This window comes from Cronobacter sp. 153480017-3, assembly GCF_053627815.1.
Map to the genome: position 1 here is coordinate 197,280 of NZ_JBSEYN010000002.1, position 26,660 is coordinate 223,939.

Annotated in this window: 28 protein-coding genes and 5 tRNA genes; 23 read left to right on the forward strand and 10 right to left on the reverse strand. The window is 57.1% G+C overall.

The features are described from left to right. The first annotated feature begins 73 nt into the window (after positions 1–73). The 18 genes from cydA (at position 74) to pnuC (ending at position 12,018) form a co-directional block, all read left to right on the forward strand. Positions 74–1,642 (forward strand): cytochrome ubiquinol oxidase subunit I, encoded by a 1,569-nt coding sequence (cydA, locus tag ACUW6V_RS05395; protein WP_004387907.1) that lies wholly within the window; start codon positions 74–76, stop codon positions 1,640–1,642. Between the two features lie 15 nt (positions 1,643–1,657). Next, positions 1,658–2,797 (forward strand): cytochrome d ubiquinol oxidase subunit II, encoded by a 1,140-nt coding sequence (cydB, locus tag ACUW6V_RS05400; RefSeq protein WP_007848415.1) that lies wholly within the window; start codon positions 1,658–1,660, stop codon positions 2,795–2,797. A gap of 13 nt (positions 2,798–2,810) precedes the next feature. Beyond that, entirely contained in the window at positions 2,811–2,924 is a 114-nt protein-coding gene (gene cydX / locus ACUW6V_RS05405) for a cytochrome bd-I oxidase subunit CydX (protein WP_004387905.1), read from the forward strand. Next, on the forward strand, positions 2,924–3,217 hold the full coding sequence (gene ybgE / locus ACUW6V_RS05410; protein WP_004387904.1) for a cyd operon protein YbgE: 294 nt from the start codon (positions 2,924–2,926) through the stop codon (positions 3,215–3,217). Before cydX ends, ybgE begins: the two co-directional genes overlap by 1 nt. A 133-nt stretch (positions 3,218–3,350) precedes the next feature. Beyond that, positions 3,351–3,755, forward strand: coding sequence for a tol-pal system-associated acyl-CoA thioesterase (ybgC, locus tag ACUW6V_RS05415; RefSeq protein WP_004387903.1), 405 nt, complete (start codon positions 3,351–3,353; stop codon positions 3,753–3,755). Continuing rightward, positions 3,752–4,450 carry a Tol-Pal system protein TolQ gene (tolQ, locus tag ACUW6V_RS05420; protein ID WP_004387902.1) on the forward strand — a complete coding sequence of 233 codons (699 nt, stop codon included), beginning with the start codon at positions 3,752–3,754 and terminating at the stop codon, positions 4,448–4,450. The genes ybgC and tolQ overlap by 4 nt, the downstream gene beginning before the upstream one ends. A 3-nt stretch (positions 4,451–4,453) precedes the next feature. Beyond that, on the forward strand, positions 4,454–4,882 hold the full coding sequence (gene tolR, locus ACUW6V_RS05425; RefSeq protein ID WP_004387901.1) for a colicin uptake protein TolR: 429 nt from the start codon (positions 4,454–4,456) through the stop codon (positions 4,880–4,882). Between the two features lie 39 nt (positions 4,883–4,921). Then, positions 4,922–6,190, forward strand: coding sequence for a cell envelope integrity protein TolA (gene tolA / locus ACUW6V_RS05430; protein WP_032990131.1), 1,269 nt, complete (start codon positions 4,922–4,924; stop codon positions 6,188–6,190). Positions 6,191–6,313: 123 nt separating this feature from the next. After that, positions 6,314–7,606 (forward strand): Tol-Pal system beta propeller repeat protein TolB, encoded by a 1,293-nt coding sequence (tolB, locus tag ACUW6V_RS05435; protein ID WP_004386752.1) that lies wholly within the window; start codon positions 6,314–6,316, stop codon positions 7,604–7,606. Between the two features lie 34 nt (positions 7,607–7,640). Then, positions 7,641–8,159 (forward strand): peptidoglycan-associated lipoprotein Pal, encoded by a 519-nt coding sequence (gene pal, locus ACUW6V_RS05440; RefSeq protein WP_004386751.1) that lies wholly within the window; start codon positions 7,641–7,643, stop codon positions 8,157–8,159. Between the two features lie 9 nt (positions 8,160–8,168). After that, complete coding sequence (cpoB, locus tag ACUW6V_RS05445) at positions 8,169–8,966, forward strand: cell division protein CpoB (protein ID WP_014729296.1); 798 nt, start codon at positions 8,169–8,171, stop codon at positions 8,964–8,966. A gap of 164 nt (positions 8,967–9,130) precedes the next feature. After that, positions 9,131–9,206: transfer RNA gene (locus tag ACUW6V_RS05450), tRNA-Lys, on the forward strand. A 107-nt stretch (positions 9,207–9,313) separates the two neighbouring features. Next, positions 9,314–9,389: transfer RNA gene (locus ACUW6V_RS05455), tRNA-Val, on the forward strand. Between the two features lie 3 nt (positions 9,390–9,392). Beyond that, positions 9,393–9,468: transfer RNA gene (locus ACUW6V_RS05460), tRNA-Lys, on the forward strand. A 78-nt stretch (positions 9,469–9,546) separates the two neighbouring features. Continuing rightward, positions 9,547–9,622, forward strand: a tRNA-Lys gene (locus tag ACUW6V_RS05465). A 96-nt stretch (positions 9,623–9,718) separates the two neighbouring features. Then, positions 9,719–9,794 (forward strand) — tRNA-Lys (locus ACUW6V_RS05470). Between the two features lie 421 nt (positions 9,795–10,215). Beyond that, entirely contained in the window at positions 10,216–11,277 is a 1,062-nt protein-coding gene (nadA, locus tag ACUW6V_RS05475) for a quinolinate synthase NadA (protein ID WP_004386749.1), read from the forward strand. 21 nt (positions 11,278–11,298) lie between these two features. Next, the gene (gene pnuC / locus ACUW6V_RS05480) at positions 11,299–12,018 is read left to right on the forward strand and encodes a nicotinamide riboside transporter PnuC (protein ID WP_454038098.1); all 720 of its coding nucleotides are present in this window, start codon (positions 11,299–11,301) and stop codon (positions 12,016–12,018) included. Here pnuC and zitB read toward each other — a convergent pair. Both zitB and ACUW6V_RS05490 read right to left on the reverse strand, forming a co-directional pair. Further along, positions 12,015–12,977 (reverse strand): CDF family zinc transporter ZitB, encoded by a 963-nt coding sequence (gene zitB / locus ACUW6V_RS05485; RefSeq protein ID WP_012125322.1) that lies wholly within the window; start codon positions 12,975–12,977, stop codon positions 12,015–12,017. The two genes, pnuC and zitB, sit on opposite strands and share 4 nt — an antisense overlap. A 127-nt stretch (positions 12,978–13,104) precedes the next feature. Continuing rightward, positions 13,105–13,497: a protein YbgS gene (locus ACUW6V_RS05490; protein WP_014729294.1), complete on the reverse strand. Its 393-nt coding sequence runs from the start codon at positions 13,495–13,497 to the stop codon at positions 13,105–13,107. A 324-nt stretch (positions 13,498–13,821) separates the two neighbouring features. Here ACUW6V_RS05490 and aroG point away from each other — a divergent pair, with 324 nt between their 5' ends. Continuing rightward, on the forward strand, positions 13,822–14,874 hold the full coding sequence (aroG, locus tag ACUW6V_RS05495) for a 3-deoxy-7-phosphoheptulonate synthase AroG (protein WP_454038099.1): 1,053 nt from the start codon (positions 13,822–13,824) through the stop codon (positions 14,872–14,874). 213 nt (positions 14,875–15,087) lie between these two features. Here the strand turns inward: aroG and gpmA are convergent, their stop codons facing one another. From gpmA to modE, 7 genes are all read right to left on the reverse strand, one after another. Then, on the reverse strand, positions 15,088–15,840 hold the full coding sequence (gene gpmA, locus ACUW6V_RS05500) for a 2,3-diphosphoglycerate-dependent phosphoglycerate mutase (protein WP_004386744.1): 753 nt from the start codon (positions 15,838–15,840) through the stop codon (positions 15,088–15,090). Positions 15,841–16,047: 207 nt separating this feature from the next. Then, positions 16,048–17,088: a galactose-1-epimerase gene (gene galM / locus ACUW6V_RS05505; protein ID WP_105571751.1), complete on the reverse strand. Its 1,041-nt coding sequence runs from the start codon at positions 17,086–17,088 to the stop codon at positions 16,048–16,050. Next, the gene (galK, locus tag ACUW6V_RS05510; RefSeq protein ID WP_007888540.1) at positions 17,082–18,230 is read right to left on the reverse strand and encodes a galactokinase; all 1,149 of its coding nucleotides are present in this window, start codon (positions 18,228–18,230) and stop codon (positions 17,082–17,084) included. Before galK ends, galM begins: the two co-directional genes overlap by 7 nt. A gap of 2 nt (positions 18,231–18,232) precedes the next feature. Then, positions 18,233–19,279, reverse strand: coding sequence for a galactose-1-phosphate uridylyltransferase (gene galT / locus ACUW6V_RS05515; RefSeq protein WP_105545705.1), 1,047 nt, complete (start codon positions 19,277–19,279; stop codon positions 18,233–18,235). A gap of 10 nt (positions 19,280–19,289) precedes the next feature. Next, entirely contained in the window at positions 19,290–20,306 is a 1,017-nt protein-coding gene (gene galE / locus ACUW6V_RS05520) for a UDP-glucose 4-epimerase GalE (protein WP_004386741.1), read from the reverse strand. Positions 20,307–20,530: 224 nt separating this feature from the next. Then, the gene (modF, locus tag ACUW6V_RS05525; protein WP_454038100.1) at positions 20,531–22,003 is read right to left on the reverse strand and encodes a molybdate ABC transporter ATP-binding protein ModF; all 1,473 of its coding nucleotides are present in this window, start codon (positions 22,001–22,003) and stop codon (positions 20,531–20,533) included. A gap of 71 nt (positions 22,004–22,074) precedes the next feature. Then, positions 22,075–22,866, reverse strand: coding sequence for a molybdenum-dependent transcriptional regulator (modE, locus tag ACUW6V_RS05530; RefSeq protein ID WP_454038101.1), 792 nt, complete (start codon positions 22,864–22,866; stop codon positions 22,075–22,077). A gap of 128 nt (positions 22,867–22,994) precedes the next feature. Here modE and ACUW6V_RS05535 point away from each other — a divergent pair, with 128 nt between their 5' ends. The 4 genes from ACUW6V_RS05535 to modC all read left to right on the forward strand — a co-directional run bounded on the left by ACUW6V_RS05535 (position 22,995) and on the right by modC (position 25,811). After that, positions 22,995–23,144 carry an AcrZ family multidrug efflux pump-associated protein gene (locus ACUW6V_RS05535; RefSeq protein WP_454038102.1) on the forward strand — a complete coding sequence of 50 codons (150 nt, stop codon included), beginning with the start codon at positions 22,995–22,997 and terminating at the stop codon, positions 23,142–23,144. 143 nt (positions 23,145–23,287) lie between these two features. Next, positions 23,288–24,064 (forward strand): molybdate ABC transporter substrate-binding protein, encoded by a 777-nt coding sequence (gene modA, locus ACUW6V_RS05540; RefSeq protein WP_454038103.1) that lies wholly within the window; start codon positions 23,288–23,290, stop codon positions 24,062–24,064. Then, entirely contained in the window at positions 24,061–24,753 is a 693-nt protein-coding gene (gene modB / locus ACUW6V_RS05545; RefSeq protein ID WP_088275422.1) for a molybdate ABC transporter permease subunit, read from the forward strand. Before modA ends, modB begins: the two co-directional genes overlap by 4 nt. After that, entirely contained in the window at positions 24,753–25,811 is a 1,059-nt protein-coding gene (gene modC, locus ACUW6V_RS05550) for a molybdenum ABC transporter ATP-binding protein ModC (protein ID WP_004386736.1), read from the forward strand. The genes modB and modC overlap by 1 nt, the downstream gene beginning before the upstream one ends. On the opposite strand, the gene ACUW6V_RS05555 is transcribed toward modC, so the two are convergent. After that, positions 25,808–26,626 carry a pyridoxal phosphatase gene (locus tag ACUW6V_RS05555; protein WP_105546708.1) on the reverse strand — a complete coding sequence of 273 codons (819 nt, stop codon included), beginning with the start codon at positions 26,624–26,626 and terminating at the stop codon, positions 25,808–25,810. The genes modC and ACUW6V_RS05555 overlap by 4 nt on opposite strands. Between the last annotated feature and the right edge of the window lie 34 nt (positions 26,627–26,660).

Below are 26,660 nucleotides of genomic sequence, written 5' to 3' on the forward strand. Positions count from 1 at the left end.
TATTGGGGCATGCGTTGTGGCGCTTTAAAAAGTGTCACGCTCGAAGTCTTCATGCGAGGAGCAAGGAGTCAAGATGTTAGATATAGTCGAACTGTCGCGCTTACAGTTTGCCTTGACCGCGATGTACCACTTCCTTTTTGTGCCGCTGACGCTCGGTATGGCGTTCCTGCTGGCCATTATGGAAACGGTCTACGTCCTCTCTGGTAAACAAATCTATAAAGACATGACCAAGTTCTGGGGCAAGTTGTTTGGTATCAACTTCGCACTGGGCGTGGCGACCGGCTTGACCATGGAGTTCCAGTTCGGGACTAACTGGTCTTACTATTCACACTATGTAGGCGATATCTTCGGTGCCCCGCTGGCTATCGAAGGCCTGATGGCATTCTTCCTTGAATCGACCTTCGTCGGACTGTTCTTCTTCGGCTGGGATCGTCTGAGCAAAGTGCAGCACATGGCCGTTACCTGGCTGGTGGCGCTGGGCTCCAACCTCTCCGCATTGTGGATTCTGGTGGCGAACGGCTGGATGCAGAACCCGATCGCGTCTGATTTCAACTTCGAAACCATGCGTATGGAGATGGTGAGCTTCTCCGAGCTGGTGCTGAACCCGGTTGCGCAGGTGAAATTCGTTCACACGGTGGCCGCAGGCTACTGCACCGGCGCGATGTTCATTCTGGGTATCAGCGCGTGGTACATGCTGAAAGGCCGCGATTTCGCCTTCGCTAAACGCTCTTTCGCTATCGCGGCGAGCTTCGGCATGGCGGCGGTGCTTTCCGTTATCGTGCTGGGTGACGAATCCGGTTACGAAATGGGCGACGTGCAGAAAACCAAACTGGCCGCTATCGAAGCCGAGTGGGAAACCCAGCCGGCACCGGCCGCGTTTACGTTGTTTGGTATTCCGGATCAGAAAACCCAGGAAAACCGCTTCGCGATTCAAATCCCTTATGCGCTTGGCATTATCGCCACCCGCTCTGTGGATACGCCGGTGATTGGTCTTAAAGATCTGCTGGTGCAGCACGAAGCGCGCATCCGTAACGGGATGAAAGCGTACGCGCTGCTGGAACAACTGCGTTCCGGCTCGAACGACCAGGCGCTTCGCGATGAGTTTAACAGCGTGAAGAAAGACCTCGGTTATGGCCTGCTGCTGAAGCGTTATACCGATAACGTGGCTGAAGCGACCGAAGCGCAGATCCAGAAAGCGACGCAGGATTCTATTCCGAGCGTGGCGCCGCTGTACTTCTCGTTCCGTATCATGGTGCTGTGCGGCATTCTGATGCTGCTGATTATCGGCGCGTCGTTCTGGTCGGTTATTCGCAACCGTATCGGCGATAAAAAATGGCTCCTGCGCGCGGCGTTTTACGGTATTCCGCTGCCGTGGATCGCGGTGGAATCGGGCTGGTTTGTGGCGGAGTATGGCCGTCAGCCGTGGGCTATCGGTGAAGTCCTGCCGACCGCGGTGGCGCACTCTAACCTGTCTGCAGGCGACATCCTCTTCTCGATGGTGCTTATCTGCGGCTTGTATACGCTCTTCCTGGTGGCAGAACTGTTCCTGATGTTCAAATTCGCCCGCCTGGGGCCGAGCAGCCTGAAAACGGGTCGCTACCACTTCGAGCAGTCCACTGTGGCTTCTCAGCCGGCACGCTAAGCGAGGAGACGTAAAATGATCGATTATGAAGTACTACGTTTGGTCTGGTGGCTGCTGGTTGGCATTCTGCTGATTGGTTTTGCGGTTACCGATGGTTTTGATATGGGGGTCGGCATGCTGACCCGCATCCTGGGACGCACCGATACCGAGCGCCGCGTGATGATTAACTCCATCGCGCCGCACTGGGACGGCAACCAGGTATGGCTTATTACCGCAGGCGGCGCGCTGTTCGCGGCCTGGCCGCTGGTGTATGCCGCCGCGTTCTCTGGTTTTTATGTCGCGATGATCCTGGTGCTCGCCTCGCTGTTCTTCCGTCCGGTCGGTTTTGACTACCGCTCGAAGATTGAAGATATGCGCTGGCGTAACATGTGGGACTGGGGCGTGTTCGCCGGTAGCTTCGTGCCGCCGCTGGTGATTGGCGTGGCGTTCGGTAACCTGCTGCAGGGCGTGCCGTTCCACTTTGATAAATATCAGGGCATGTTCTACACCGGTAACTTCTTCCAGCTGCTGAACCCGTTTGGCTTGCTGGCAGGTGTTGTGAGCGTGGCGATGATCCTGACGCAGGGCGCGACTTATCTGCAAATGCGTACCACCGGCGAGCTGCACCTGCGTTCCCGCACCACCGCGCAGATTTCAGCCCTGGTGATGATGGTCTGCTTCGTGCTGGCGGGCGTCTGGGTGATGTACGGTATTGATGGTTATGTGGTGACCTCCGCTATCGATCCGCGTGCGGCGTCTAACCCGATGAACAAAGAAGTGGTTCGTCAGGCGGGTGCCTGGTTTGCTAACTTTAACAACATGCCGGCTCTGTGGGCGATCCCTGCGCTGGGCGTCGTGCTGCCGCTGCTGACCGTGCTGGCGTCGCGTCTGGAGAAAGGCGCGTGGGCGTTTGTGTTCTCTTCACTGACGCTCGCCTGCGTTATCCTGACTGCCGGTATCGCGATGTTCCCGTTCATCATGCCGTCCAGCACTATGCTGAACGCCAGCCTGACGATGTGGGACGCGACCTCCAGCCAGCTGACGCTGACCGTGATGACCTATGTCGCCGCGGTGTTCGTACCGATTATTTTGCTCTACACCACCTGGTGTTACTGGAAAATGTTTGGTCGTATCACCAAAGAGCATATCGAAAGCAACACGCATTCTCTGTACTAATAAGGAGCTGACTATGTGGTATTTCGCCTGGATTCTCGGAACGCTTCTTGCCTGTGCTTTCGGGATCATTACCGCGCTGGCGCTGGAACACGTTGAAGCGACCAAAGCCGGTAAAGTCGAGTCGTGATGAAACGCCTCATTACCGCGCTTTACGCGCTGATGGATAAGAGCCCGTTAAGGGCTCTTTCCTTAATCATGGCGCTGGTGCTGGCGGGTTGCATCTTCTGGGACCCGTCGCGCTTCGCGGCGAAGACCAGCGGTCTTGAAATCTGGCAGGGCTTGTTCCTGATGTGGGCCGTCTGCGCGGGTGTGATTCACGGCGTGGGCTTTCGTCTTCGCGCTGTCCACTGGCAAGGCATTTTCTGTCCGCTGATCGCCTTTCTGGTGATGCTGGCCGGGTTGATTTTTTTCTTCGCCTGAATGCGGCAACATCAGTGATTCTATGGGCTTTCAGGAGCCCATAAATATTTACTCTCCGTTTACTTCTCCCCATTCCCAACCCACATTCACTTGCGTATAGTAGCAGAGTTTATTTGCATTACCGGGATGTAGAGTGAGCACAACGCTGTTTCGATGGCCGGTTCGTGTCTATTACGAAGACACCGACGCCGGTGGTGTGGTTTATCACGCCAGTTACGTCGCCTTTTATGAAAGAGCACGCACAGAGATGCTGCGCCACCACCACTTTAGTCAGCAAGATTTACTGGCGGAGCGAGTAGCCTTTGTGGTTCGCAGGATGTCGCTTGAATATCTTGCGCCTGCCCGACTCGACGATATGCTCGAAGTCCAGACCGAAATTACAACGCTGCGTGGCACCTCCATGGTGTTCAGGCAACGGATTGTTAACGCGGAAAACCAGCTCCTCAATGAAGCCGAGGTGCTGATTGTCTGCGTTGATCCACTCTTAATGAAGCCTCGTGCGCTTCCCAAGTCTATTGTCGCGGAGTTCAAGCAGTGACTGACATGAATATCCTTGATTTGTTCCTGAAGGCAAGTCTTCTGGTCAAACTTATCATGTTGATTTTGATTGGTTTTTCAATCGCGTCCTGGGCCATCATTATTCAGCGAACGCGCATCCTCAATGCCGCGTCGCGTGAAGCGGAAGCCTTTGAAGATAAATTCTGGTCGGGCATCGAACTTTCTCGCCTGTATCAGGAGAGCCAGGGGCGTCGCGAAAACCTCTCCGGCTCCGAGCAGATCTTCTACGCAGGTTTTAAAGAGTTCGCTCGTCTGCATCGCGCTAACAGCCATGCGCCGGAAGCGATTGTCGAAGGGGCGTCGCGCGCGATGCGTATTTCGATGAATCGCGAGCTTGAAACCCTCGAAACACATATCCCGTTCCTCGGCACCGTAGGTTCCATCAGCCCGTACATCGGTCTGTTCGGCACCGTGTGGGGGATCATGCACGCCTTTATCGCGCTGGGCGCGGTGAAGCAGGCGACGTTGCAAATGGTGGCGCCGGGTATCGCGGAAGCGCTTATCGCGACGGCAATTGGTCTGTTCGCCGCAATCCCGGCGGTGATGGCCTACAACCGTCTGAACCAGCGCGTGAACAAGCTGGAGCTGAATTACGACAACTTTATGGAAGAGTTCACGGCTATCCTGCATCGCCAGGCTTTCACCAGCACCAGCACCGAAAGCAACAAGGGGTAAGCCATGGCCAGAACACGTGGACGTGGTCGTCGTGATCTGAAATCTGAAATCAACATCGTCCCGCTGCTGGACGTGCTGCTGGTGCTGCTGCTGATTTTTATGGCGACAGCGCCCATCATCACCCAGAGCGTGGAAGTGGATTTGCCGGACGCCACGGATTCCCAGACCGTCAGCAGCAATGACAACCCGCCGGTGATTATTGAAGTCTCCGGCGTGGGTCAGTACAGCGTGGTGGTGGAAAAAGATCGTATGGATCAACTGCCTGCCGAGCAAATTGTTGCCGAGGCGCAGCGTCGCCTGCAGGAAAATCCAAAAACGGTCTTTTTAATCGGTGGCGCCAAAGAGGTTCCTTACGACGAGATTATTAAAGCGCTGAACCTGTTACATCAGGCTGGCGTGAAATCTGTCGGCTTGATGACGCAGCCTATCTGATCCACCGCCTGACAGGGCTATAAGTTTTGGAAACCGAGAGTGGCAAAGGCAACCGAACAAAACGATAAGCTGAAACGCGCGATCATCATTTCCGTAGTGCTGCATGTATTGCTCATTGCACTGCTGATCTGGAGTTCGTTCGATGAGCATATCAATGAAGACGCGGCGGGCGGCGGCGGCGGATCGGCTATCGACGCCGTGATGGTCGATCCCGGTGCGGTAGTGCAGCAGTACAACCGCCAGCAGCAACAGCAGGCAAGCGCTAAACAAGCCGCCGAGCAGCGTGAGAAACAGGCGCAGCAGCAGGCGGAAGAACTGCGCGAGAAACAGGCCGCCGAACAAGAACGCCTGAAAAAGCTTGAGCAGGAGCGCCTTGAGGCGCAGGAGAAAGCGCAGCAGCAGGCGGAACAGCAGAAACAGGCTGAAGAAGCCGCGAAGCGCGCGCAGGAACAGCAAAAGCAGGCGGAAGAGGCGGCAGCTAAAGCCGCAGCAGACGCGAAAGCGAAAGCTGACGCCCAGGCGAAAGCCGCGGAAGAAGCGGCGAAGAAAGCCGCTGCCGACGCGCAGAAAAAAGCGCAGGAGGAGGCCGCTAAAGCCGCCGCTGCCGCGAAGAAAGCGCAGGAAGAGGCAGAGAAAAAAGCGGCTGCCGATGCGGCGAAAAAAGCCCAGCAGGACGCCGAGAAGAAAGCGGCCGCTGAGGCTGCTAAGAAGGCGGCAGCCGAAAAAGCGGCAGCAGAAAAAGCCGCTGCGGCAGAGAAAGCCGCCGCTGAGAAGAAAGCGGCGGCTGAAAAAGCGGCCGCGGAAAAAGCTGCCGCTGAGAAAGCCGCTGCTGATAAGAAAGCGGCCGCCGAAAAAGCGGCGGCGAAGAAAGCCGCAGCTGCGAAAGCCGCTGCAGAGAAAGCGGCCGCGGCGGAAGGCGTTGACGATCTGCTTGGCGATCTCAGCTCAGGTAAGAATGCGCCGAAAACCGGCGGCGGGGCGAAAGGCAGTAATGCAGCGCCGGCGGGAAGCGGTAATAGTAAGAACAACGGTGCCAGCGGCGCTGAAATCAATGGCTACGCCTCGCAGATAAAGTCGGCCATTGAAAGCAAGTTCTACGATGCGTCATCGTATTCAGGCAAAACCTGTACGCTGCGTATTAAACTTGCACCGGATGGCTTACTGCTGGATATCCAGTCGGAAGGGGGCGATCCTGCGCTTTGCCAGGCAGCCATTTCCGCCGCCCGACAGGCGAAGATTCCTAAACCGCCGAGCCAGGCTGTTTATGAAGTCTTTAAAAACGCGCCGTTGCTTTTCAAACCGCAGTGATTTCCGGTAAAACCGGGCTTCACTGTCCGGTTTAAGCCGGTGTGTGATGTGGTTGTCTATCTTTGAGTTTGTTAACATTCTGCTAAATTATCGTGGGCTCTGAGTCCAGATAAGGGAGATATGATGAAGCAGGCATTACGTTTAGCATTTAGTTTTCTGATGCTGTGGGCAGCCGTGCTGCACGCAGAAGTACGCATCGAGATAACCCAGGGGGTTGACTCGGCGCGTCCGATTGGGGTGGTGCCGTTCAAGTGGGCAGGCCCGGGTGCTGCGCCTGAAGATATCGGCGGTATCGTGGCGGCGGATCTGCGCAACAGCGGTAAATTCAATCCGCTCGATCGCTCTCGTCTGCCGCAGCAGCCTGCGACGGCACAGGAAGTTCAGCCAGCGGCCTGGTCTGCGCTTGGTATCGACGCGGTCGTGGTTGGGCAGGTGACGCCGAACGGCGACGGCAGCTATACCGTTGCGTATCAGCTGGTTGATACCGGCGGCGCGCCGGGCACCGTGCTTGCTCAGAACTCCTACAAAGTGAACAAGCAGTGGCTGCGTTATGCAGGCCATACTGCGAGCGACGAAGTGTTTGAGAAGCTGACCGGCATCAAAGGCGCTTTCCGCACCCGTATCGCTTATGTGGTTCAGACCAACGGCGGTCAGTTCCCGTATGAACTGCGCGTCTCTGACTACGACGGTTACAACCAGTTCGTTGTACACCGTTCGCCGCAGCCGCTGATGTCTCCGGCATGGTCGCCGGACGGCAGCAAACTCGCTTACGTGACCTTTGAAAGCGGTCGTTCTGCGCTGGTTATCCAGACGCTGGCAAACGGCGCTGTGCGTCAGGTTGCGTCGTTCCCGCGCCACAACGGTGCGCCGGCGTTCTCCCCGGATGGCAGCAAACTGGCTTTCGCACTCTCTAAAACCGGCAGTCTGAACCTGTACGTGATGGATATCGGCTCTGGCCAGATCCGTCAGGTGACCGACGGACGTAGTAACAACACCGAGCCGACCTGGTATCCGGACAGCCAGACGCTGGCCTATACCTCTGACCAGGCCGGTCGTCCGCAGGTGTATAAAGTCAACATTAACGGCGGTGCGCCGCAGCGTGTGACCTGGGAAGGCTCTCAGAACCAGGACGCTGACATCAGCTCCGACGGTAAATTTATGGTGATGGTGAGCTCCAATGGCGGCGCTCAGAACATCGCTAAACTGGATCTGGCAACGGGTGGCGTACAGACGCTGTCGTCAACGTTCCTGGATGAAACGCCAAGTCTGGCACCTAACGGCACTATGGTTATCTACAGCTCTTCTCAGGGGATGGGATCCGTGCTGAACCTGGTTTCTACAGATGGGCGTTTCAAAGCGCGTCTTCCGGCAACTGATGGACAGGTAAAATCGCCTGCCTGGTCGCCGTATCTGTAATAATAATTAATTGATTACTAAAGGAATCAAAGAAATGCAACTGAATAAAGTGCTGAAAGGGCTGATGATCGCTCTGCCTGTTATGGCAATCGCAGCGTGTTCTTCTAACAAGAACGCCAGCAATGACCAGAGCGGCGAAGGCATGCTGGGTGCCGGCACTGGTATGAACGGCAACGGCGGCAACATGTCTTCTGAAGAGCAGGCGCGTCTGCAGATGCAGCAGCTGCAGCAGAACAACATCGTTTACTTCGATCTGGACAAGTACGACATCCGTTCTGACTTCGCTGCAATGCTGGATGCGCACGCTAACTTCCTGCGTAGCAACCCGTCTTACAAAGTGACTGTTGAAGGTCACGCGGATGAGCGCGGCACCCCGGAGTACAACATCTCCCTGGGCGAGCGTCGTGCTAACGCCGTTAAGATGTACCTGCAGGGTAAAGGCGTTTCTGCTGACCAGATCTCCATCGTTTCTTACGGTAAAGAAAAACCTGCAGTACTGGGTCACGACGAAGCGGCATATGCCAAAAACCGTCGCGCCGTACTGGTTTACTAAGAGAATTGCATGATCAGTAACTTCAGACATCACCTGTTGGGTCTGTCGTTACTGGTTGGCGTAGCGGCCCCCTGGGCCGCTAATGCCCAGGCGCCAATCAGTGATGTCGGCTCAGGCTCGGTCGAAGACCGTGTCGTTCAACTCGAGCGTATTTCCAACGCTCACAGTCAGCTTTTAACCCAGCTTCAGCAGCAGCTCTCCGATAACCAGTCCGATATTGATTCCCTGCGCGGTCAGATTCAGGAAAATCAGTATCAGCTTAACCAGATTGTGGAACGTCAAAAGCAGATTTTGCTGCAGATGGACAGTCTGACTAATGGCAATGGCGGAGCGGCAGCGGCGCAGGGCGGCGATCAGGCGCAAAACGGCGCGGCGCAAGCCACACCGGATGCGAATGCCTCCGCGCCCGCAGCCAGCGCACCGACGCAAAGCGGGGATGCCAATACCGATTACAACGCAGCTATCGCGCTGGTGCAGGATAAATCCCGTCAGGATGAAGCCATCACCGCGTTTTCCAATTTCATTAAGCAATACCCGGATTCCACTTACCAGCCGAACGCCCATTACTGGCTCGGCCAGTTGAATTACAACAAAGGTAAGAAAGATGACGCGGCGTATTACTTTGCCTCGGTGGTGAAGAACTATCCTAAATCACCGAAAGCGGCGGATGCGATGTATAAGGTCGGCGTAATCATGCAGGATAAAGGCGACACCGCGAAAGCGAAGGCCGTTTATCAGCAGGTTATCTCCAAATACCCTGGCACCGACGGTGCAAAACAGGCGCAAAAACGCCTGAATGCGATGTAATGCATGCGGCTTGACCAGATACCGTATTATTTCTGGTCTTGCCGCATGAAACGTAAGCAGTTAAGTGATCTGCCTCGAAATTTTTGTTGCGTCAGAATCTTAAATCAGTAATATATGCCGCCGTTGCCACGGGATACGAAACAAACCCGCGGTGGCAAAAATGTGGGTCGTTAGCTCAGTTGGTAGAGCAGTTGACTTTTAATCAATTGGTCGCAGGTTCGAATCCTGCACGACCCACCACTCGCTCAGGTGGTTTAAATGAGCGATATCGTGAAGGCAACGTTGCAACGCTTCGTTAGTGTTATCCCCTCCACGACTGACCACACGCAGTAAACCAGCGTAGTATCGGGTGATTAGCTCAGCTGGGAGAGCACCTCCCTTACAAGGAGGGGGTCGGCGGTTCGATCCCGTCATCACCCACCACTCGGGTCGTTAGCTCAGTTGGTAGAGCAGTTGACTTTTAATCAATTGGTCGCAGGTTCGAATCCTGCACGACCCACCAACGCTTCATGTGAAAACATGCGCGAACAGCCAACGCTTTTGTTGGTAAAGCAGTAAATCTTTCAGATAACACCCGAATGGGTCGTTAGCTCAGTTGGTAGAGCAGTTGACTTTTAATCAATTGGTCGCAGGTTCGAATCCTGCACGACCCACCATTCAAAGCGTGGGTGTTAAAGACAGGTGTGAAGGATAATGCTGCAAAGCAGCAAACATCTTCCACTACCTCCCTCTGAAAGAAGCAGTTCCCGAAAGGGTCGTTAGCTCAGTTGGTAGAGCAGTTGACTTTTAATCAATTGGTCGCAGGTTCGAATCCTGCACGACCCACCAGTGTAAAAAGGCGCCCTAAAGGCGCCTTTTTGCTTATCTGGACGTAAGAAAGATTCGAACTTGCAGCAGGTTCGGGCTGAGCCATTTATGGCGAGGCAACGGAGCCGCTTGCGGCGACGGCCCGAAGGGCGAGCGAAGCGAGTCATCCCGCACGACCCACCAGTGTAAAAAGGTGCCCTAAAGGCGCCTTTTTGCTTTTCAGACGTAACCTCATCCCACGCTGCAAAATGCTTCCCGCCATACGCTTGCTCATCTCTTTCATCCGATGATGCGTCACGCGCACCCCACGCCACCTTTTCCTGTGACTTTTGCCGTGCAATCCGCTATCTTGTTTAGCATATAAAACAAATGAAGCTGCCAGGTGGCTTTCAACGGCTCGGTTAAGCGGCTTTAGTTAAGTGCAAAAAACGAGATGGTGCAAATGAGTGTAATGTTCGATCCCGAGGCCGCAATTTATCCGTTCCCGCCAAAGCCCGTGCCGCTGAGTGCGGATGAGAAAGCCATTTACCGCGAAAAAATTAAGCGTCTCCTTAAGGAGCGCAACGCGGTCATGGTGGCGCACTACTACACCGACCCGGAAATTCAGGCGCTGGCCGAAGAGACGGGCGGCTGTATTTCTGATTCACTGGAGATGGCGCGTTTCGGCGCGAATCACCCTGCCACTACGTTGCTGGTCGCTGGCGTGCGCTTTATGGGTGAAACCGCCAAAATCTTAAGCCCTGAAAAAACCATTCTGATGCCGACGCTACAGGCAGAGTGCTCGCTGGATCTCGGCTGCCCGGAAGAGGAATTCGCTGCGTTTTGCGACAGCCATCCGGATCGCACCGTCGTGGTTTACGCCAATACCTCGGCGGCGGTGAAAGCCCGCGCCGACTGGGTCGTGACCTCCAGCATCGCCGTAGAGCTGATTGAACATCTTGATAGTCTCGGCGAGAAAATTATCTGGGCGCCGGACCGGCATCTGGGGCGTTATGTTCAGAAACAGACGGGTGCCGATGTGCTCTGCTGGCAGGGTGCCTGCATCGTGCATGATGAGTTCAAAACGCAGGCGCTGGCGCGTATGAAAGCGCTTTATCCGGATGCCGCCGTGCTGGTACACCCGGAGTCGCCGCAGGCGATTGTCGATATGGCTGATGCCGTAGGCTCCACCAGTCAGTTGATTAACGCCGCGAAAACGCTGCCGCATCCGCAGCTGATTGTGGCGACCGATCGCGGCATTTTTTACAAAATGCAGCAAGCGTGTCCGGAAAAAACGCTGCTTGAAGCACCGACCGCAGGCGAGGGCGCAACCTGCCGTAGCTGCGCGCACTGTCCGTGGATGGCGATGAATGGCCTTCAGGCCATCGCTGAGGCGCTTGAGCATGGCGGTACGGCTCATGAGATTCATGTTGACGCCCGCCTGCGAGAAGCCGCATTAACGCCGCTTAACCGCATGCTGGATTTTGCGGCTACACTTCGTCTTTCGGTTAAAGGAAACGCGTAAGAATTTACGCTTCGGGGAGATATGGATTTTTTTAGCGTACAAAACATTCTGGTACATATTCCGCTCGGCGAAGGCGGATACTCATTATCATGGATTGAAGCCATCGGCACGCTCGCGGGCCTGCTGTGTATCTGGCTGGCGAGCCTTGAGAAAATCGTTAACTATGTGTTCGGTTTAATTAACGTCACGCTGTTTGCGATTATTTTCTTCCAGATCCAGCTCTATGCGAGTCTGCTGCTACAGGTCTTTTTCTTTGCGGCGAATATTTACGGCTGGTACGCATGGTCGCGCCAGAGCAGCGACAACCAGGCGGCGTTGCATATTCGCTGGCTGCCACGCCCGAAAGCGTTTGGCTGGCAGGCGGTCTGCGTGGTGGCGATTGGTCTGATGACGGTCTGGATTGACCCGGCGTTTGCGTTCCTGACGCGTATCGCGGTTCAGGTCATGCAGGCGGTTGGGCTTAACGTGGCTATGCCGCAGCTTCAGCCAGACGCCTTCCCGTTCTGGGATTCCTGTATGACGGTTCTGTCCGTAGTGGCAATGATCCTGATGACCCGTAAATATGTCGAAAACTGGCTGCTGTGGGTCATCATTAACGTCATCAGCGTGGTGATTTTCGCGCGCCAGGGCGTTTATGCGATGTCGCTTGAGTATCTGATCCTGACGTTTATTGCGCTTAACGGCAGCCGGATGTGGATCAAAGCGGCGCACGAGCGGGGCTCGCGCGCGCTGTCTCATTAATGCGAATGGCCGTGGGCGTGCGGTGTCGCGTCCCCGGCATTTAAATCACAGTCTTTAACGCTGCATGACTGGTACTCAAGCTGTACCGTCGCATGGGCTATCTGGTAGTGGTGTCGCAGATAGTCGTGAATGCTCGCCATCAGGGCGTCATGATCGTGCGGCGGGATCACCTGTACATGCAGCGTCATCACCGGTTTTTCCCCTACCAGCCACAGGTGCACATGATGTACGTCGCGCGCCTCCGGAATTTCACGTACCAGTCTGCGACGCAGTTGATCGACATCTACCGCGCGGGGCGCGCCTTCCAGCAATTCATTCATGCTCTCCTGAAGCAGCCGCCAGGCGCTGCGCAGTACCAGGCACGACACCAGAATGGAAAGAATCGGGTCGATTGGCGTCCAGCCTGTCCAGAGGATAACCACCGCCGCCACAATCGCACCGACGGAGCCCAGAAGATCGCCCAGCACATGCAACGCTGCCGCGCGCACGTTCATGTTTTTCTCATCGCTGCCGCGATGCAAAATCCAGAATGAGAGCAGGTTCGCCACCAGCCCTGCAATGGCGATACCGAGCATCGGCGCGCCCGCGACAGGCTCCGGCGTAATAAAACGCGCGATAGCCTCCCAGACGATAATCACCGTAATTACCAGCAGCGCCAGTGCGTTCACAAACGCGGCAAGGGTGGTTAAACGCAGCAACCCAAAGGTGTGACGCGCATTCGGGCTGCGGCGGGCGAATCGCACCGCCATGAGCGCTACCAGCAGCGCAGCGGCGTCGGTAAACATATGGCCCGCGTCGGCGAGCAGCGCCAGCGAGCCGGAAAGCAGGCCGCCTGCAATCTCCAGCACCATAAAAATGGCAGTGATGAGAAACGCAATCAGCAGGCGTTTACTGTTGGAGTTGTTATGAGAATGCTCGTGGGGCTCGTGTGAATGAGAATGGGTATGGGAATGGGCCATAGCGTGTGTCGCTCAACATTTTTGTGATTATCAATATCAGTTAATTGCGCGGCCACCGCGCGCTACCACAATAGCAAAAATAAAGGAGAGCCGAAGCTCTCCTTTTGTATTCAGGCGTTAAATACGATTACTGGGAGGTGCTGCCAGACGTGCTCGGGCAGGCATCGCCAGTACACTGTACGCTGCCGGTAGAACCGGAGGTGCTGCTGCCGGTCGCGCCCGCTTCACCGCTGGTGCTATGCGCGGTGCCGGAAGAGGTACCCGTGGCGGTACCGGTGCCGGTATTCACGCCGCTGTTTGCGGAGTTAGTGCCGGAAGTGTTGATATTGTTGTTATCCACGCCGTTCGGAGCGACATTCTGTTTAGCGTCCGGCGCTACCTGGCCTGCGTTAGCGGCGGCGTTTGCTGAGCCGGTGTCGCTACCGCCAGTCGATGAGCCGGAATCGGCGGCAAGCGCCGCGCCGCTGGCCAGAGTCAGAGTGGCGGTCAGAAAGAGTGAAGTCAGTTTATTCAGTTTCATAGTCATGCTCCTGTTCTGGTCGTTATTGCTGGATAACTTCTTCCAACAGTGCACTGTGAAAAAGTTGATCAGCGCGTGTGTTGCGGTCGAATAAACCACACCATCGCCCAAAGGCAGCAGGTGATTCGGTAAAATGTATAAAACAGAGTGCTAACAATTAAAAAGTGTAGACTCGATCTCTCTTTACGCTACTTTCTGGCGTTTTTAAGTTAACTTCCAGGAATTTTCCGTGCGAAGTGTAAATGCGTGTTTACACTACTGGCGCGACAAGATAGATTGAGGGGATTGCTTTCCCACAAAACTGCAGGGCCTCCTGGAACCATCATGACTTATCAGAACGACGATTTACGCATTAATGGCATCAATGAGTTACTCCCACCTGTCGCACTCCTGGAAAAATTTCCCGCTACTGAAAAGGCTGCCGAGACGGTTTCTGCGGCGCGCCAGGCGATTCATCAGATTCTGCATGGCGACGACGATCGTCTGCTGGTGGTGATTGGCCCGTGTTCTATCCACGATCCGATGGCGGCGAAGGAGTACGCCTCGCGTCTACTGCCGCTGCGTAAGGCGTTAAAGAATGAGCTGGAAATCGTTATGCGCGTCTATTTTGAGAAGCCGCGCACCACGGTGGGCTGGAAGGGGCTTATCAACGATCCGCATATGGATAACAGTTTCCAGATTAACGATGGGCTGAAGATTGCGCGTAAATTGCTGCTGGATATCAATGACACCGGCCTGCCGGCGGCGGGCGAGTTCCTGGATATGATTACGCCGCAGTATCTGGCGGATTTAATGAGCTGGGGCGCTATCGGCGCGCGGACTACCGAATCCCAGGTGCATCGCGAGCTGGCGTCCGGGCTTTCCTGTCCGGTTGGTTTTAAAAACGGCACCGACGGCACCATTAAAGTAGCGATTGACGCTATCAACGCCGCCAGCGCGCCGCATTGTTTCCTGTCGGTCACCAAGTGGGGCCACTCGGCTATCGTTAACACCAGCGGTAACAGCGATTGCCATATTATTCTGCGCGGCGGTAAAACGCCGAACTACAGCGCGGCGCACGTTGCTGAGGTGAAAACCGGTCTTGAGAAAGCGGGCCTGAAGCCGCAGGTGATGATCGATTTCAGCCATGCTAACTCCAGCAAGCAGTTTAAAAAGCAGATGGAGGTCGGCACGGATGTCTGCGCGCAAATCGCCGGTGGCGAAAGCGCCATTATGGGCGTAATGATTGAAAGCCATCTGGTGGAAGGCAATCAGAGCCTTGAGAGCGGTGAGCCGCTGGTGTATGGCAAGAGCGTGACCGATGCCTGCATCGGCTGGGATGATACCGACGCCATCCTGCATCAGCTTGCCGAGGCCGTGAAAGCGCGTCGCGGTTAAATTCGTGTTGGTGGGTGCGCTAATGCTTACCCACCCTACATACTTCTCGCACCGTAGTAGGGCGGGTAAGCAAAGCGCACCCGCCATGCCACGTGAAATGCCGTATGCCGTAGGGCGGGTAAGCGCAGCGCACCCGCCATATCTGTCTTACGCACCCGCCAATAAAAAAGGCGTGGTCTTCACCACGCCTTTTGCACATCTTACGGTTGCGAATTACTTCGCTTTACCCTGGTTTGCGACAGCCGCCGCTTTCGCTGCGATCTCGTCAGCGTTACCCAGATAGTAGTGCTTAATCGGTTTGAAGTTTTCGTCGAACTCATACACCAGCGGCACGCCGGTCGGGATATTCAGCTCAAGGATCTCTTCTTCGCTCATGTTATCCAGGTATTTCACCAGCGCGCGCAGGGAGTTACCGTGAGCGGCGATAATTACGCGCTCACCGCTTTTCAGGCGCGGCAGAATGGTTTCATTCCAGTAAGGGATAACGCGATCGATGGTCAGCGCCAGGCTCTCAGTCAGCGGCAGTTCCTGCTCGCTCAGTTTCGCATAACGCGGATCGTGGCCCGGATAGCGCTCGTCATCTTTGGTCAGCGCCGGCGGAGTCACCGCGAAGCCGCGACGCCACTGTTTCACCTGCTCGTCACCGTATTTTTCAGCGGTTTCAGCTTTGTTCAGACCCTGCAGCGCGCCGTAGTGACGCTCGTTCAGTTTCCAGGATTTTTCAACCGGCAGCCAGGCCTGATCCAGCCCGTCCAGGATGTTCCACAGCGTGTGGATGGCACGTTTCAGCACGGAGGTATAAGCAAAGTCAAAGCTGTAGCCTTCGTCTTTCAGCAGCTTGCCTGCGGCTTTCGCTTCGCTGACGCCTTTCTCAGACAGGTCAACGTCGTACCAACCGGTAAAGCGGTTTTCGTTGTTCCACTGGCTTTCGCCGTGACGAACCAGAACCAGCTTAGTAACAGCCATAGTATTACTCCTTCATAAGCCTGATTGAATGATAACAGTTATCATTATATTGCCGTGTTGAAGTTAGCGGCAACGTAAACCTTTAACATAGCGAAAATAGCGGTGCAGTGTAAGGCGCATGTGAATGGGCCGTGATTTTTTTGTCAGTAACTGGCGGTAATAACAGCAAAATGGCGAAAAAAAGCCCTCTTTGAAGAGGGCTTTGCGTTACTGAGGAATAAAGTGGTACTGCGTGATGCTCTGGTATTCCTGGTCCGGGCGCAGAATGCAGTCGGGCTGCGGCCATTCCGGGTGGTTAGGACTGTCCGGCAGGAATTCGCTCTCCAGCGCCAGCCCTTGCCAGGCGCTGTAGGTGCCCTGTTCGCGGGCGGGCGTGCCTTCCAGATAGTTGCCAGAGTAGAACTGCAACGCAGGGGCGGTGGTATAGACCGTCATCTTGAGCTTTTCATCGCTCGACCAGACATGCGCCGCCGGCTGATTCACGTCGCCTTTCGCGTCCAGCAGCCAGGCGTGGTCATAGCCTTTTACGCGCTGCTGACCTTCGTCTTTCAGGAAATCCTGCGCGATTTTTTTCGGCTCGCGGAAATCAAAACCGGTTCCCGCGACATCCGCCAGCCCCTCGCGCGGAATGCCCTGCTCATCAACCGGCAGATAGCGTCCGGCGAAGAGTTGCAGGCGATGATCGCGCACGTCGTTCTGCTCGCCGTCCAGGTTGAAATAGGCATGGTTCGTGAGATTGACCGGGCACGGTTTATCCACGCGGGCGCGGTATTCAATGCTGATGCGGTTATCGTCGGTCAGGCGGAAATGCGCGGTGGCACGCAGCTCGCCGGGATAACCCTGGTCTCCATCCTGCGAATCCAGCGTATAAAGCACTTCCTGCCCGTTCTGGCGCACAATGCGCCAGCGGCGTTTATCGAACCCTTCCGGGCCGCCGTGCAGCTGGTTTTCGCCCTGGCTTGGCGTCAGTGAATACGTCTCGCCATCGAGCGTAAAGCGTGACTGCGCGATGCGGTTGGCGTAACGGCCCACCGACGCGCCGAGAAACGCGGTTTGCTCCAGCCAGATTTCCGGGCTCGGACAGCCCAGCAGCGTTTCGCGCACGCTGGCGTCTTTCATCGGGACGCGGGCCGACAGCAGCGTCGCGCCCCAGTCCATCACGGTGACCACCATCCCTGCGGCGTTGCGCAGGGTGGAGATACGATACGGCTGGCCATCCGGGGCCAGTTGTGGCGTCTCTTTTAGCACAGACCTGCTCCTTCTGAAGGTTTGCACACGTAAAACGTTTCTTTAATACCGGTGCGCGCTTCATATTGCGCTTCCACGGCAGCCTGCACTTCCGGCACGAGGGCTTCTGGCACCAGCGCCACGACGCAGCCGCCGAAGCCGCCGCCCGTCATGCGCACGCCGCCTTTGTCACCGATAACCGATTTCACAATTTCTACCAGAGTATCGATCTGCGGAACGGTAATTTCAAAGTCGTCGCGCATGGAGGCGTGAGATTCTGCCATCAGCTCGCCCATGCGGGTCAGATCGCCTTTCGCCAGCGCATCAGCCGCTTCGACGGTGCGGGCGTTTTCAGTCAGCACATGGCGCACGCGTTTAGCGACGATCGGGTCAAGCTCATGCGCCACGGCGTTAAACTGATCCAGGCTCACGTCGCGCAGCGCTTTTTGCGTGAAGAAACGCGCGCCGGTTTCGCACTGCTCGCGGCGGGTGTTGTACTCGCTGCCGACCAGCGTACGTTTGAAATTACTGTTGATAATAACGACCGCGACGCCCTGCGGCATCGGCACCGCTTTGGTGCCGAGGCTGCGGCAGTCGATAAGCAACGCATGGTCTTTTTTACCGAGCGCGGAGATAAGCTGATCCATGATCCCGCAGTTGCAGCCGACGAACTGGTTTTCCGCTTCCTGGCCGTTCAGGGCAATCTGCGCGCCGTCGAGTGAGAGATGATAAAGATGGCGGAACACGGTGCCGACCGCGACTTCCAGCGATGCCGAAGAGCTTAAGCCCGCGCCCTGCGGCACATTGCCGCTGATCACCAGATCGGCGCCGCCGAAGCCAGGATCGCGCTGTTGCAGATGCTTCACCACGCCGCGCACATAGTTCGACCACTGCTGGCTGTCGTGCGTCAGGATCGGCTCATCGAGAGAAAACTCATCGGTTTCGTTATCGTAATCGGCGGCAACGACGCGCACGCGGCGGTCGTCACGCTTCGCGCAGCTGATCACCGTCTGGTAATCGATAGCGCACGGCAGCACGAAACCGTCGTTATAGTCGGTGTGCTCACCGATAAGATTAACGCGGCCCGGTGCCTGAATGTGGGTGGTCGCAGGGTAGCCGAATTTTTCGGCAAACAGGGCGTGTGTCTTTTCTTTCAGGCTCATTGTTATTCTCCGGATTCGCGAAAATGGACGTCGCTGACGGCGCGCAGACGCTCTGCCGCCTGTTCGGCGGTTAAATCGCGCTGGGTTTCCGCCAGCATTTCATACCCCACCATAAATTTACGGACCGTGGCGCTGCGCAGCAGCGGCGGGTAGAAGTGGGCGTGAAGCTGCCAGTGCGTGTTCTCTTCGCCATTGAACGGCGCGCCGTGCCAGCCCATCGAGTAGGGGAATGAGGTCTGGAACAGGTTGTCGTAGCGGCTGGTGAGTTTTTTCAGCGCCAGCGCGAGGCAGCTGCGCTGCGCGTCAGTCAGGTCGGTCATGCGCAGAATATGCGTTTTCGGCAGCAGCAGCGTTTCAAACGGCCACGCCGCCCAGTACGGCACTACCGCCAGCCAGTGTTCGGTTTCAACTACCGTGCGGCTGCCGTCCGCCAGTTCACGCTGTGCGTAATCCACCAGCATTGGCGAGCCTTGCTGTTCGAAATAGTCGCGCTGCAGCCGGTCTTCACGCTCGGCTTCATTCGGCAAAAAGCTGTTAGCCCAGATCTGACCGTGCGGATGCGGGTTGGAGCAGCCCATCGCCGCGCCTTTGTTTTCAAACACCTGTACCCACGGATAGGTTTTGCCAAGCTCGGCTGTCTGCGTCTGCCAGGTGTTCACCACCTCTTCGAGCGCGGGCAGCGTCAGCTCTGGCAGCGTTTTGCTGTGATCCGGCGAGAAGCAGATCACGCGGCTGGTGCCGCGGGCGCTTTCAAGACGCATCAGCGGATCGGCGCTTTGCGGCGCGTCCGGCGTATCGGTCATCAGCGCGGCGAAATCGTTGGTAAACACATAGGTGCCGGTGTACTGCGGGTTTTTATCCCCGGTAACACGGGTGTTGCCGGGGCAGAGAAAACAATCGGGATCGTGCTGCGGCAGCGTCTGTTTCGCAGGCGTCTCCTGCGCCCCCTGCCAGGGGCGCTTGGCGCGATGCGGCGAAACCAGAATCCATTGTCCGGTCAGCGGGTTATAACGACGGTGCGGATGATCCACGGGGTTAAACTGTTCCATCTGACTTCCTTTAATCGGGATAACCTTGGGGATGACGTGACTGCCAGCGCCAGGTGTCGTCCGCCATTTCCTGTAATGAACGCGTCACGCGCCAGTTCAGCTCCTGGTCTGCTTTGGTGGCGTCCGCCCAGTACGCGGGCAGGTCGCCGTCGCGGCGCGGCGCGAAGTGATAATTGATAGGCTTGCCGCAGGCTTTGCTGAACGCGTTCACGACATCCAGCACGCTGCTGCCGACGCCCGCGCCGAGGTTGTAGATATGCACGCCCGGCTTGTCGGCCAGTTGTTGCATTGCGGCCACGTGGCCGTCGGCGAGATCCATCACATGGATATAGTCGCGCACGCCGGTGCCGTCTTTGGTCGGGTAATCATTACCGAAAACCGCCAGCGACTCACGACGACCGACCGCCACCTGCGCGATATACGGCATCAGGTTGTTCGGGATGCCCTGCGGATCTTCGCCCATATCGCCCGACGGATGCGCGCCCACCGGGTTGAAATAACGCAGCAGCGCGATGCTCCACTCCGGGCAGGCTTTTTGCAGGTCGGTCAGGATCTGCTCGACCATCAGCTTGCTTTTGCCATACGGGCTTTGCGGCGTACCGGTCGGGAAACTTTCGACATAAGGGATTTTCGGCTGGTCGCCGTAAACGGTCGCGGAGGAGCTGAAAATAAAGTTGGTGACGCCCGCGGCGCGCATCGCGGAGATCAGGCGCAGCGTACCGTTGACGTTGTTGTCGTAATACTCAAGCGGTTTCGCGACGGATTCGCCGACCGCCTTCAGACCGGCGAAATGGATCACCGTGTCGATGGCGTAGTCGTGGAAAATCTCGCGCAGCAGCGCTTCATCGCGGATATCGCCATCGATAAACGTCGCGGCTTTACCGCCCAGACGCTCAATCACCGGCAGAACGCTGCGCTTACTGTTGCAGAGGTTATCAAGGATGACCACATCATGATTGTTTTGCAGCAGTTGCACACAGGTATGACTTCCGATGTAACCGCTACCACCCGTTACCAGAACTCGCATATTTGGCTCCATTACGCTTATGGTATGTATTAACCATAGCATAACAGAGCGCTAAAAAGTGTGACATGGGATAAATTAGTGGAATCGTTTACACTGCTTTTCACTCCGTTAGCTGACAACGCTAAGCCATTGTAAAACAAAACGCGAAGCGCGCATTTGCAGCTAATCTGAAAGTGAAAGCGGGGCGCGGGCAGGGAACGCCCGGCCCGCCTGAATGCGCTGTGTTAACGCAGCGTATCGAACTGATAACGATAGCTGTCGCCGTCAGGAATGAAGGTTAAACGGTGGGTCATGCACTGCGGCGCGTCTTCGGCGTGGTGCGAGACAAACAGCAACTGCGTTTCGCCTTCGCTAATCAACACATCCACAAAACGGCGTACCAGCTGGCGGTTCAGTGGGTCGAGCCCCTGCAACGGCTCATCAAGGATAAGCAGCGTCGGGTGTTTCACCAGCGCGCGTACAATCAACGCCAGCCGCTGCTGGCCCCAGGAGAGGCTGTGAAACGGCGCGTCGGCGGTGGCGTCGTCCATGCCGAGAATATCGAGCCACTCGCGCGTCAGCTGCTGCTGGCGGTCCGAGACGGCCTGATAAATCCCGATGGAGTCGAAATAACCGGAAAGGATCACGCTGCGAACCGAGGCACTGACGCGGTAATCAAGATGCAAACTGCTGCTCACATAACCGATATGCTTTTTGATATCCCAGATGGTTTCGCCGCTGCCGCGACGACGGCCAAAGAGCGTAAGGTCATTGCTGTAGCCCTGCGGATGATCGCCTGTCACCAGACTCAACAGCGTCGATTTCCCCGCGCCGTTGGGGCCGACAATCTGCCAGTGTTCGCCGGGGTTGACCGTCCAGCTCAGGTTGTTAAGGACAGGGCGATCGTTGTACGAAACCACGCCGTTTCGCAGCACAATGCGCGGCTCGCTGGCATTGAGCGTGTGGCGCGCCGCGGGGGCGTCCGCCTCCGGCAGTTTCACGCCGGATAATCGCTCGCTGTGGGCCAGTTGCGCCACCAGCGCCTGGTTCAGCAGTGTGGCTTTATCGCCCGTCTCTACCAGCGTGCAGTCCGCCACCACACCTGCGTGCTGCACAAAATCGGGAATTTCATCAAAGCGGTTCAGAATGAGCACCAGCGTCAGGCCTTGCGCGCTCAGCTCGCCAAGCAGCCGCGCCAGCTGCTCGCGCGAGGCGACGTCGAGACCATCGAATGGCTCATCGAGGATCAGCAAATCGGGCTGAGACATCAGCGCCTGACAAAGCAGCGTTTTGCGGGTTTCGCCGGTGGAGAGATATTTAAAGCGCCGCGCCAGCAGCGCGTCGATGCCGAAGCGCGCTGCCAGCGCCGCGCATCGCGCCGGATCATGGATTTCATCCTGAATAATCTGCGCGGTGGTGCGTCCGGTGTCGTCTTCATCCGGGCTCAGCAAATCGGTGTTATTGCGCTGCCACTCGGCGCTGACCAGCTTTTGCAACTGTTCAAACGAGAGCAGGGCGATGCGGGAGAAGTGACAAACGCGCTCGCCTTTCTCTGTGGTGAGCTCGCCCGCCAGCGCCCGCGCAAGGGACGATTTGCCGCTGCCGTTAGCACCGACAAACGCCCAGCTTTCGCCTGCGTGGACAGTCAGATCCTCAATATGAAGCGCGCGCGTATCGCTAATGCGAAACATGCCTTGCATAATTTGCAACGTTGTCATCCCGTATCCCATTTTTTGCAGCGTAAAACCACAGGGATACGTTTTTCACGGCGCAATGTCAACGACGCGCGTTAACAGAGGGTGGCGACGATCACGCTGTCGGCGTTAAACCAGGCCGTCACCGCCAGGCCTTCCTGCGGGTCTAACGCCTGCGCGGCTTCTGGCGTCAGCGTGGCGCAGAGCGTCTGGCCATCATTAAGCGTCAGGAGAATTTCGCAGTGCTGCGGGGTACGGGCGATATGGCTGATGGTGCCGGCGAGCTGGTTATCGGCGTGAGCGGCCTCCTGCGGATCGCGGGCGAGATGCACCCATGGCGCTTTCACGAGCGCCAGCACCTCTTTGCCCGGCGAAAGCGCCAGCCGCTCGGCGCTCTGCGCGGTCACCGCGGCGTTGATTCGCGTGCCGCTACCGGCGAGTGCAATCTCAATCGTTTCCTGAACCGGGCAGACGTCGCGTCTGACCACTTCGCCGAACCACTGGTTGCGGGCGCTGGTTTGCAGCGAGAAGCGGGCGATGGCGGCCAGCAGGCTGTCCAGCGGCAGCGCGTCGTCAGAAAGCGCGTCAAACGCCTTTTGCTGGATCTGCCCCAGCAGATCGTAGAGCGCGATAAGCCGCTCGCCGTAAGGCGTCACCTGCGCACCGCCGCCACCTTTGCCGCCAGTGGCGCGTTCCACCAGCAGTTTATCACTAAGCTGATTCATCTCATTGATGGCGTCCCACGCGCTTTTATAGCTGATGCCCGCGAGCTTCGCGCCCTGGCTGATAGAGCCCGTCAGCGCCACCTGTTTCAGCAGGTTGATACGCCGTGGGTCGGCAAAAATTTTGTCGTGCAGTTTAAGCGTAAGGAGAATATCGGCCTGCATGGTGGCCTCCAGCCGGGCAAAAGGCTATTGTGAAGGAAAGCGGCGGGTCGGCGCAAATGGCACAAAAGGGCAGGATGTTTCGCGCCAATGCCGCTAGAATGACGGTTTACTGTTTTCAGGAGGCAACCATGTTCGAGTTGTTGAAAAGTCTGGCATTTGCCGTGATTATGGTGCCGGTGGTGATGGCCGTGATCCTGGGGTTAATCTGGGGCCTCGGTGAAGTGTTCAATATCTTCTCCGGCATCGGTCACAATGACCAGTCTAAACAGCACCGCTGATTCCCCCTGCGCCCGGCTTTGCCGGGCGTTTTCCTTTCTCTACCCTCAAGCCGCCGCTTTTTTTGCCGATAGATAATTGCTGGGAAAACCCTGCCCGCAGCGTTATATTGTCTTATATATAACGAAACGGTAAGGACTCTCTCATGGCAAAATTGTGGTTAAAACTGGCACTCGGCGTCACCTTAAGCGCGGGCGCAGTCGGCGCTTCTCTGGCGCAGGACAACACGGTCACCGTGTTTGCCGCCGCGTCGCTGACCAACGCGCTGCAGGATATCGCTAAAGACTATGCCAAAGGGCATCAGGTGAAAGTGGTTTCGTCGTTCGCGTCCTCTTCCACGCTCGCACGCCAGATTGAAGCGGGGGCGCCGGCGGATATTTTTATCTCCGCCGATCAGAAGTGGATGGATTACGCCGCCGATAAAAAAGCGATTGACGCGCCGAGCCGTAAAACGCTCCTCGGCAATAGTCTTGTGGTGGTGGCACCGGCGAAAAGCACGCAGGGCGATATCGTGATCAACCGCAGCACCGACTGGAAAAGCCTGCTGAAAGGCGGCCGTCTGGCGGTGGGCGATCCGGCGCACGTGCCTGCCGGGATTTACGCCAAAGAGGCATTGCAAAAACTCGGCGCGTGGGAGACGCTCTCCGCACAGCTTGCGCCTGCGGAAGATGTGCGCGGCGCGCTGGCGCTGGTGGAGCGCGACGAAGCGCCGCTGGGCATCGTGTATGGTTCTGACGCCGTGGCGAGCCACGGTGTGAAAGTGGTTGGCACCTTCCCGGAGGATTCCCATCAGAAAGTGGAATACCCGCTGGCGATCATCGACGGGCATAACAACCCGACGGTCAGCGCGTTTTACCGCTATCTGCAGGGCCCGGAAGCTGCCGCAGTGTTTAAACGATACGGATTTACAACCAGCCAATGATGTTGACGGAACCCGAATGGCAGGCGGTACTGCTTAGCCTGAAAGTCTCTACACTCGCGGTACTTATCAGTTTGCCCTTCGGGGTTCTTCTCGCCTGGGTGCTGGTGCGCTGCACCTTCCCGGGCAAAACGCTGCTGGACGGCGTGGTTCATCTGCCGCTGGTGTTGCCGCCCGTGGTGGTCGGTTATCTGCTGCTGGTGATGTTTGGCCGCCGCGGTCTGATAGGCGAATGGCTCTACGATCTCTTTGGCATCACGCTCGCGTTCACCTGGCGCGGTGCGGTGCTCGCCTCGGCGGTGATGGCGTTTCCGTTGATGGTGCGCGCCATTCGCCTGGCGCTGGAGGCGGTCGATATTCGTCTCGAGGCGGCGGCTCGTACGCTGGGAGCCAGCCGCTGGCGTGTTTTTTTCACTATCACGCTGCCGCTGACGCTGCCGGGCATTATCGTCGGCACTGTGCTGGCCTTTGCGCGTTCGCTCGGCGAATTCGGCGCAACCATTACCTTTGTTTCCAATATTCCGGGCGAAACCCGCACGCTGCCATCGGCGATGTATACGCTTATCCAGACGCCGGGCGGCGAGGGTGCCGCCGCGCGCCTGTGCGTTATCGCCATTGTGCTGGCACTCTGTTCGCTGATGTTTTCTGAATGGCTGGCGCGCCAGAGCCGCCGCCGTCTGGGGGCGTCCTGATGCTGGAACTCAATTTCACCCAGGTGCTCGGCAAGCATCGCCTGACGGTTAACGAAACTCTGCCGGGGAGCGGCATTACCGCCGTGTTTGGAGTGTCGGGCGCGGGCAAAACCTCGCTGATTAACGCGATAAGCGGGCTGACCCGCCCGCAGCACGGGCGCATCGTCTTAAACGACCGTGTGCTGAGCGACACCGAAACCGACACCTTTCTGCCGCCGGAAAAACGCCGCGTTGGCTATGTCTTTCAGGATGCGCGCCTCTTTCCGCACTATAAAGTGCGCGGCAACCTGAAATATGGCATGGCGAAAGAGATGGCGTCGCAGTTTGACAAACTGGTGACGCTGCTCGGCATTGAGCCGCTGCTCGACCGTTTGCCGGGGACGCTCTCGGGCGGTGAAAAACAGCGCGTGGCGATTGGCCGCGCACTGCTGACGGCGCCCGAGCTGCTGCTGCTTGACGAACCGCTCGCCTCGCTCGACGTGCCGCGCAAGCGCGAACTGTTGCCGTATCTGCAACGGCTGGCGCGCGAAATCAATATCCCGATGCTCTACGTCAGCCATTCGCTGGAGGAGATCCTGCATCTGGCCGATAAAGTGCTGGTGCTGGAGCAGGGCGAGGTGAAAGCGTTCGGCAGCCTGGAGGATATCTGGGGTAGCAGCGTGATGCACCCCTGGCTGCCGCCCGAGCAGCAGAGCAGCGTGCTGAAAGTCACAGTGCTTGAGCATCATCCGCACTACGCCATGACGGCGCTGGCGCTGGGCGATCAGCATCTGTGGGTTAACCGTATCGAAAAACCGCTCCAGACGGCGCTGCGCATTCGCATTCAGGCGTCTGACGTGTCGCTGGTGCTACAGCCGCCGCTGCAAAGCAGCATCCGCAACATTCTGCGCGCCCGTGTGGCGCAGTGTTACGACGACAACGGGCAGGTGGAAGTGCAACTGGAGGTAGGCTCGCGCACCCTCTGGGCGCGCATCAGCCCCTGGGCGCGTGACGAGCTGGCCATCAAGCCTGGCCTGTGGCTCTACGCCCAGATAAAAAGCGTGTCGATAACGACTTAAAGCACCCACTGACGCAGCGCGTCGGCAATGCTGGCCTCGCTATTGGGGCCGATGACTTTGTCGGCGTGCGATTTCACGATGTCGTCGGCGTTGCCCATGGCGATGCCAAGCCCCGCGCGCTCCAGCATGGAAATGTCGTTATGGTTATCCCCGAACGCCACCACCTGCTCCATCGATAATCCCTGCGATTCCACCCACTGTGCCAGGCGTTTGCCTTTGCTGTTGCCGGGGGCGGCCACATCCACCTGATCGTGCCATGACCACTCGCAGGCGAGGCCCAGCTCGCGCTCAATGGTCAGCGCGAGGTTTTGCAGGCGCGGAATGTCTTCTCCGGTGAGTGCGAATTTCCAGATATTCTCCACCGAACGGGCCGCTTCGCGCAGCGAATCGACCTGACGGAACACCGGGCGCTGGGCTTCGGGCAGGCGCAGCGCCCAGTTCTGAGTGCGCTCGATATGGCCGCAGGCGTGTTCATACAGCATCGCGTCATCCATATACATCAGCGCCGGTATTCCCGCGTCGCTCAGTAATTCCAGCAGCCCTTCAGCCTGTTGCGGGCTCATCGGATTGGCCGTAATGACCTTTTCCGCTTGATAATCATACAAATAAGTGCCATTACAACAAATGGCAGGTGTATCAAGCGCCAGCGCCTGATAAAAAGGGTGGATGGCATTATGGTGGCGCCCGGTGACGATCACCGGTTTCAGCCCGGCGGATTTCGCGCGCGCCAGCGCATCGAGGGATTCCGGGAGGATGGTTTTTTGAGCGGTTAACAATGTGCCGTCTAAGTCGAGAGCGATTACGCGAAAAGTCATGCAGGTTTCCAGAGTCGTCAGTCAGAATATCCGG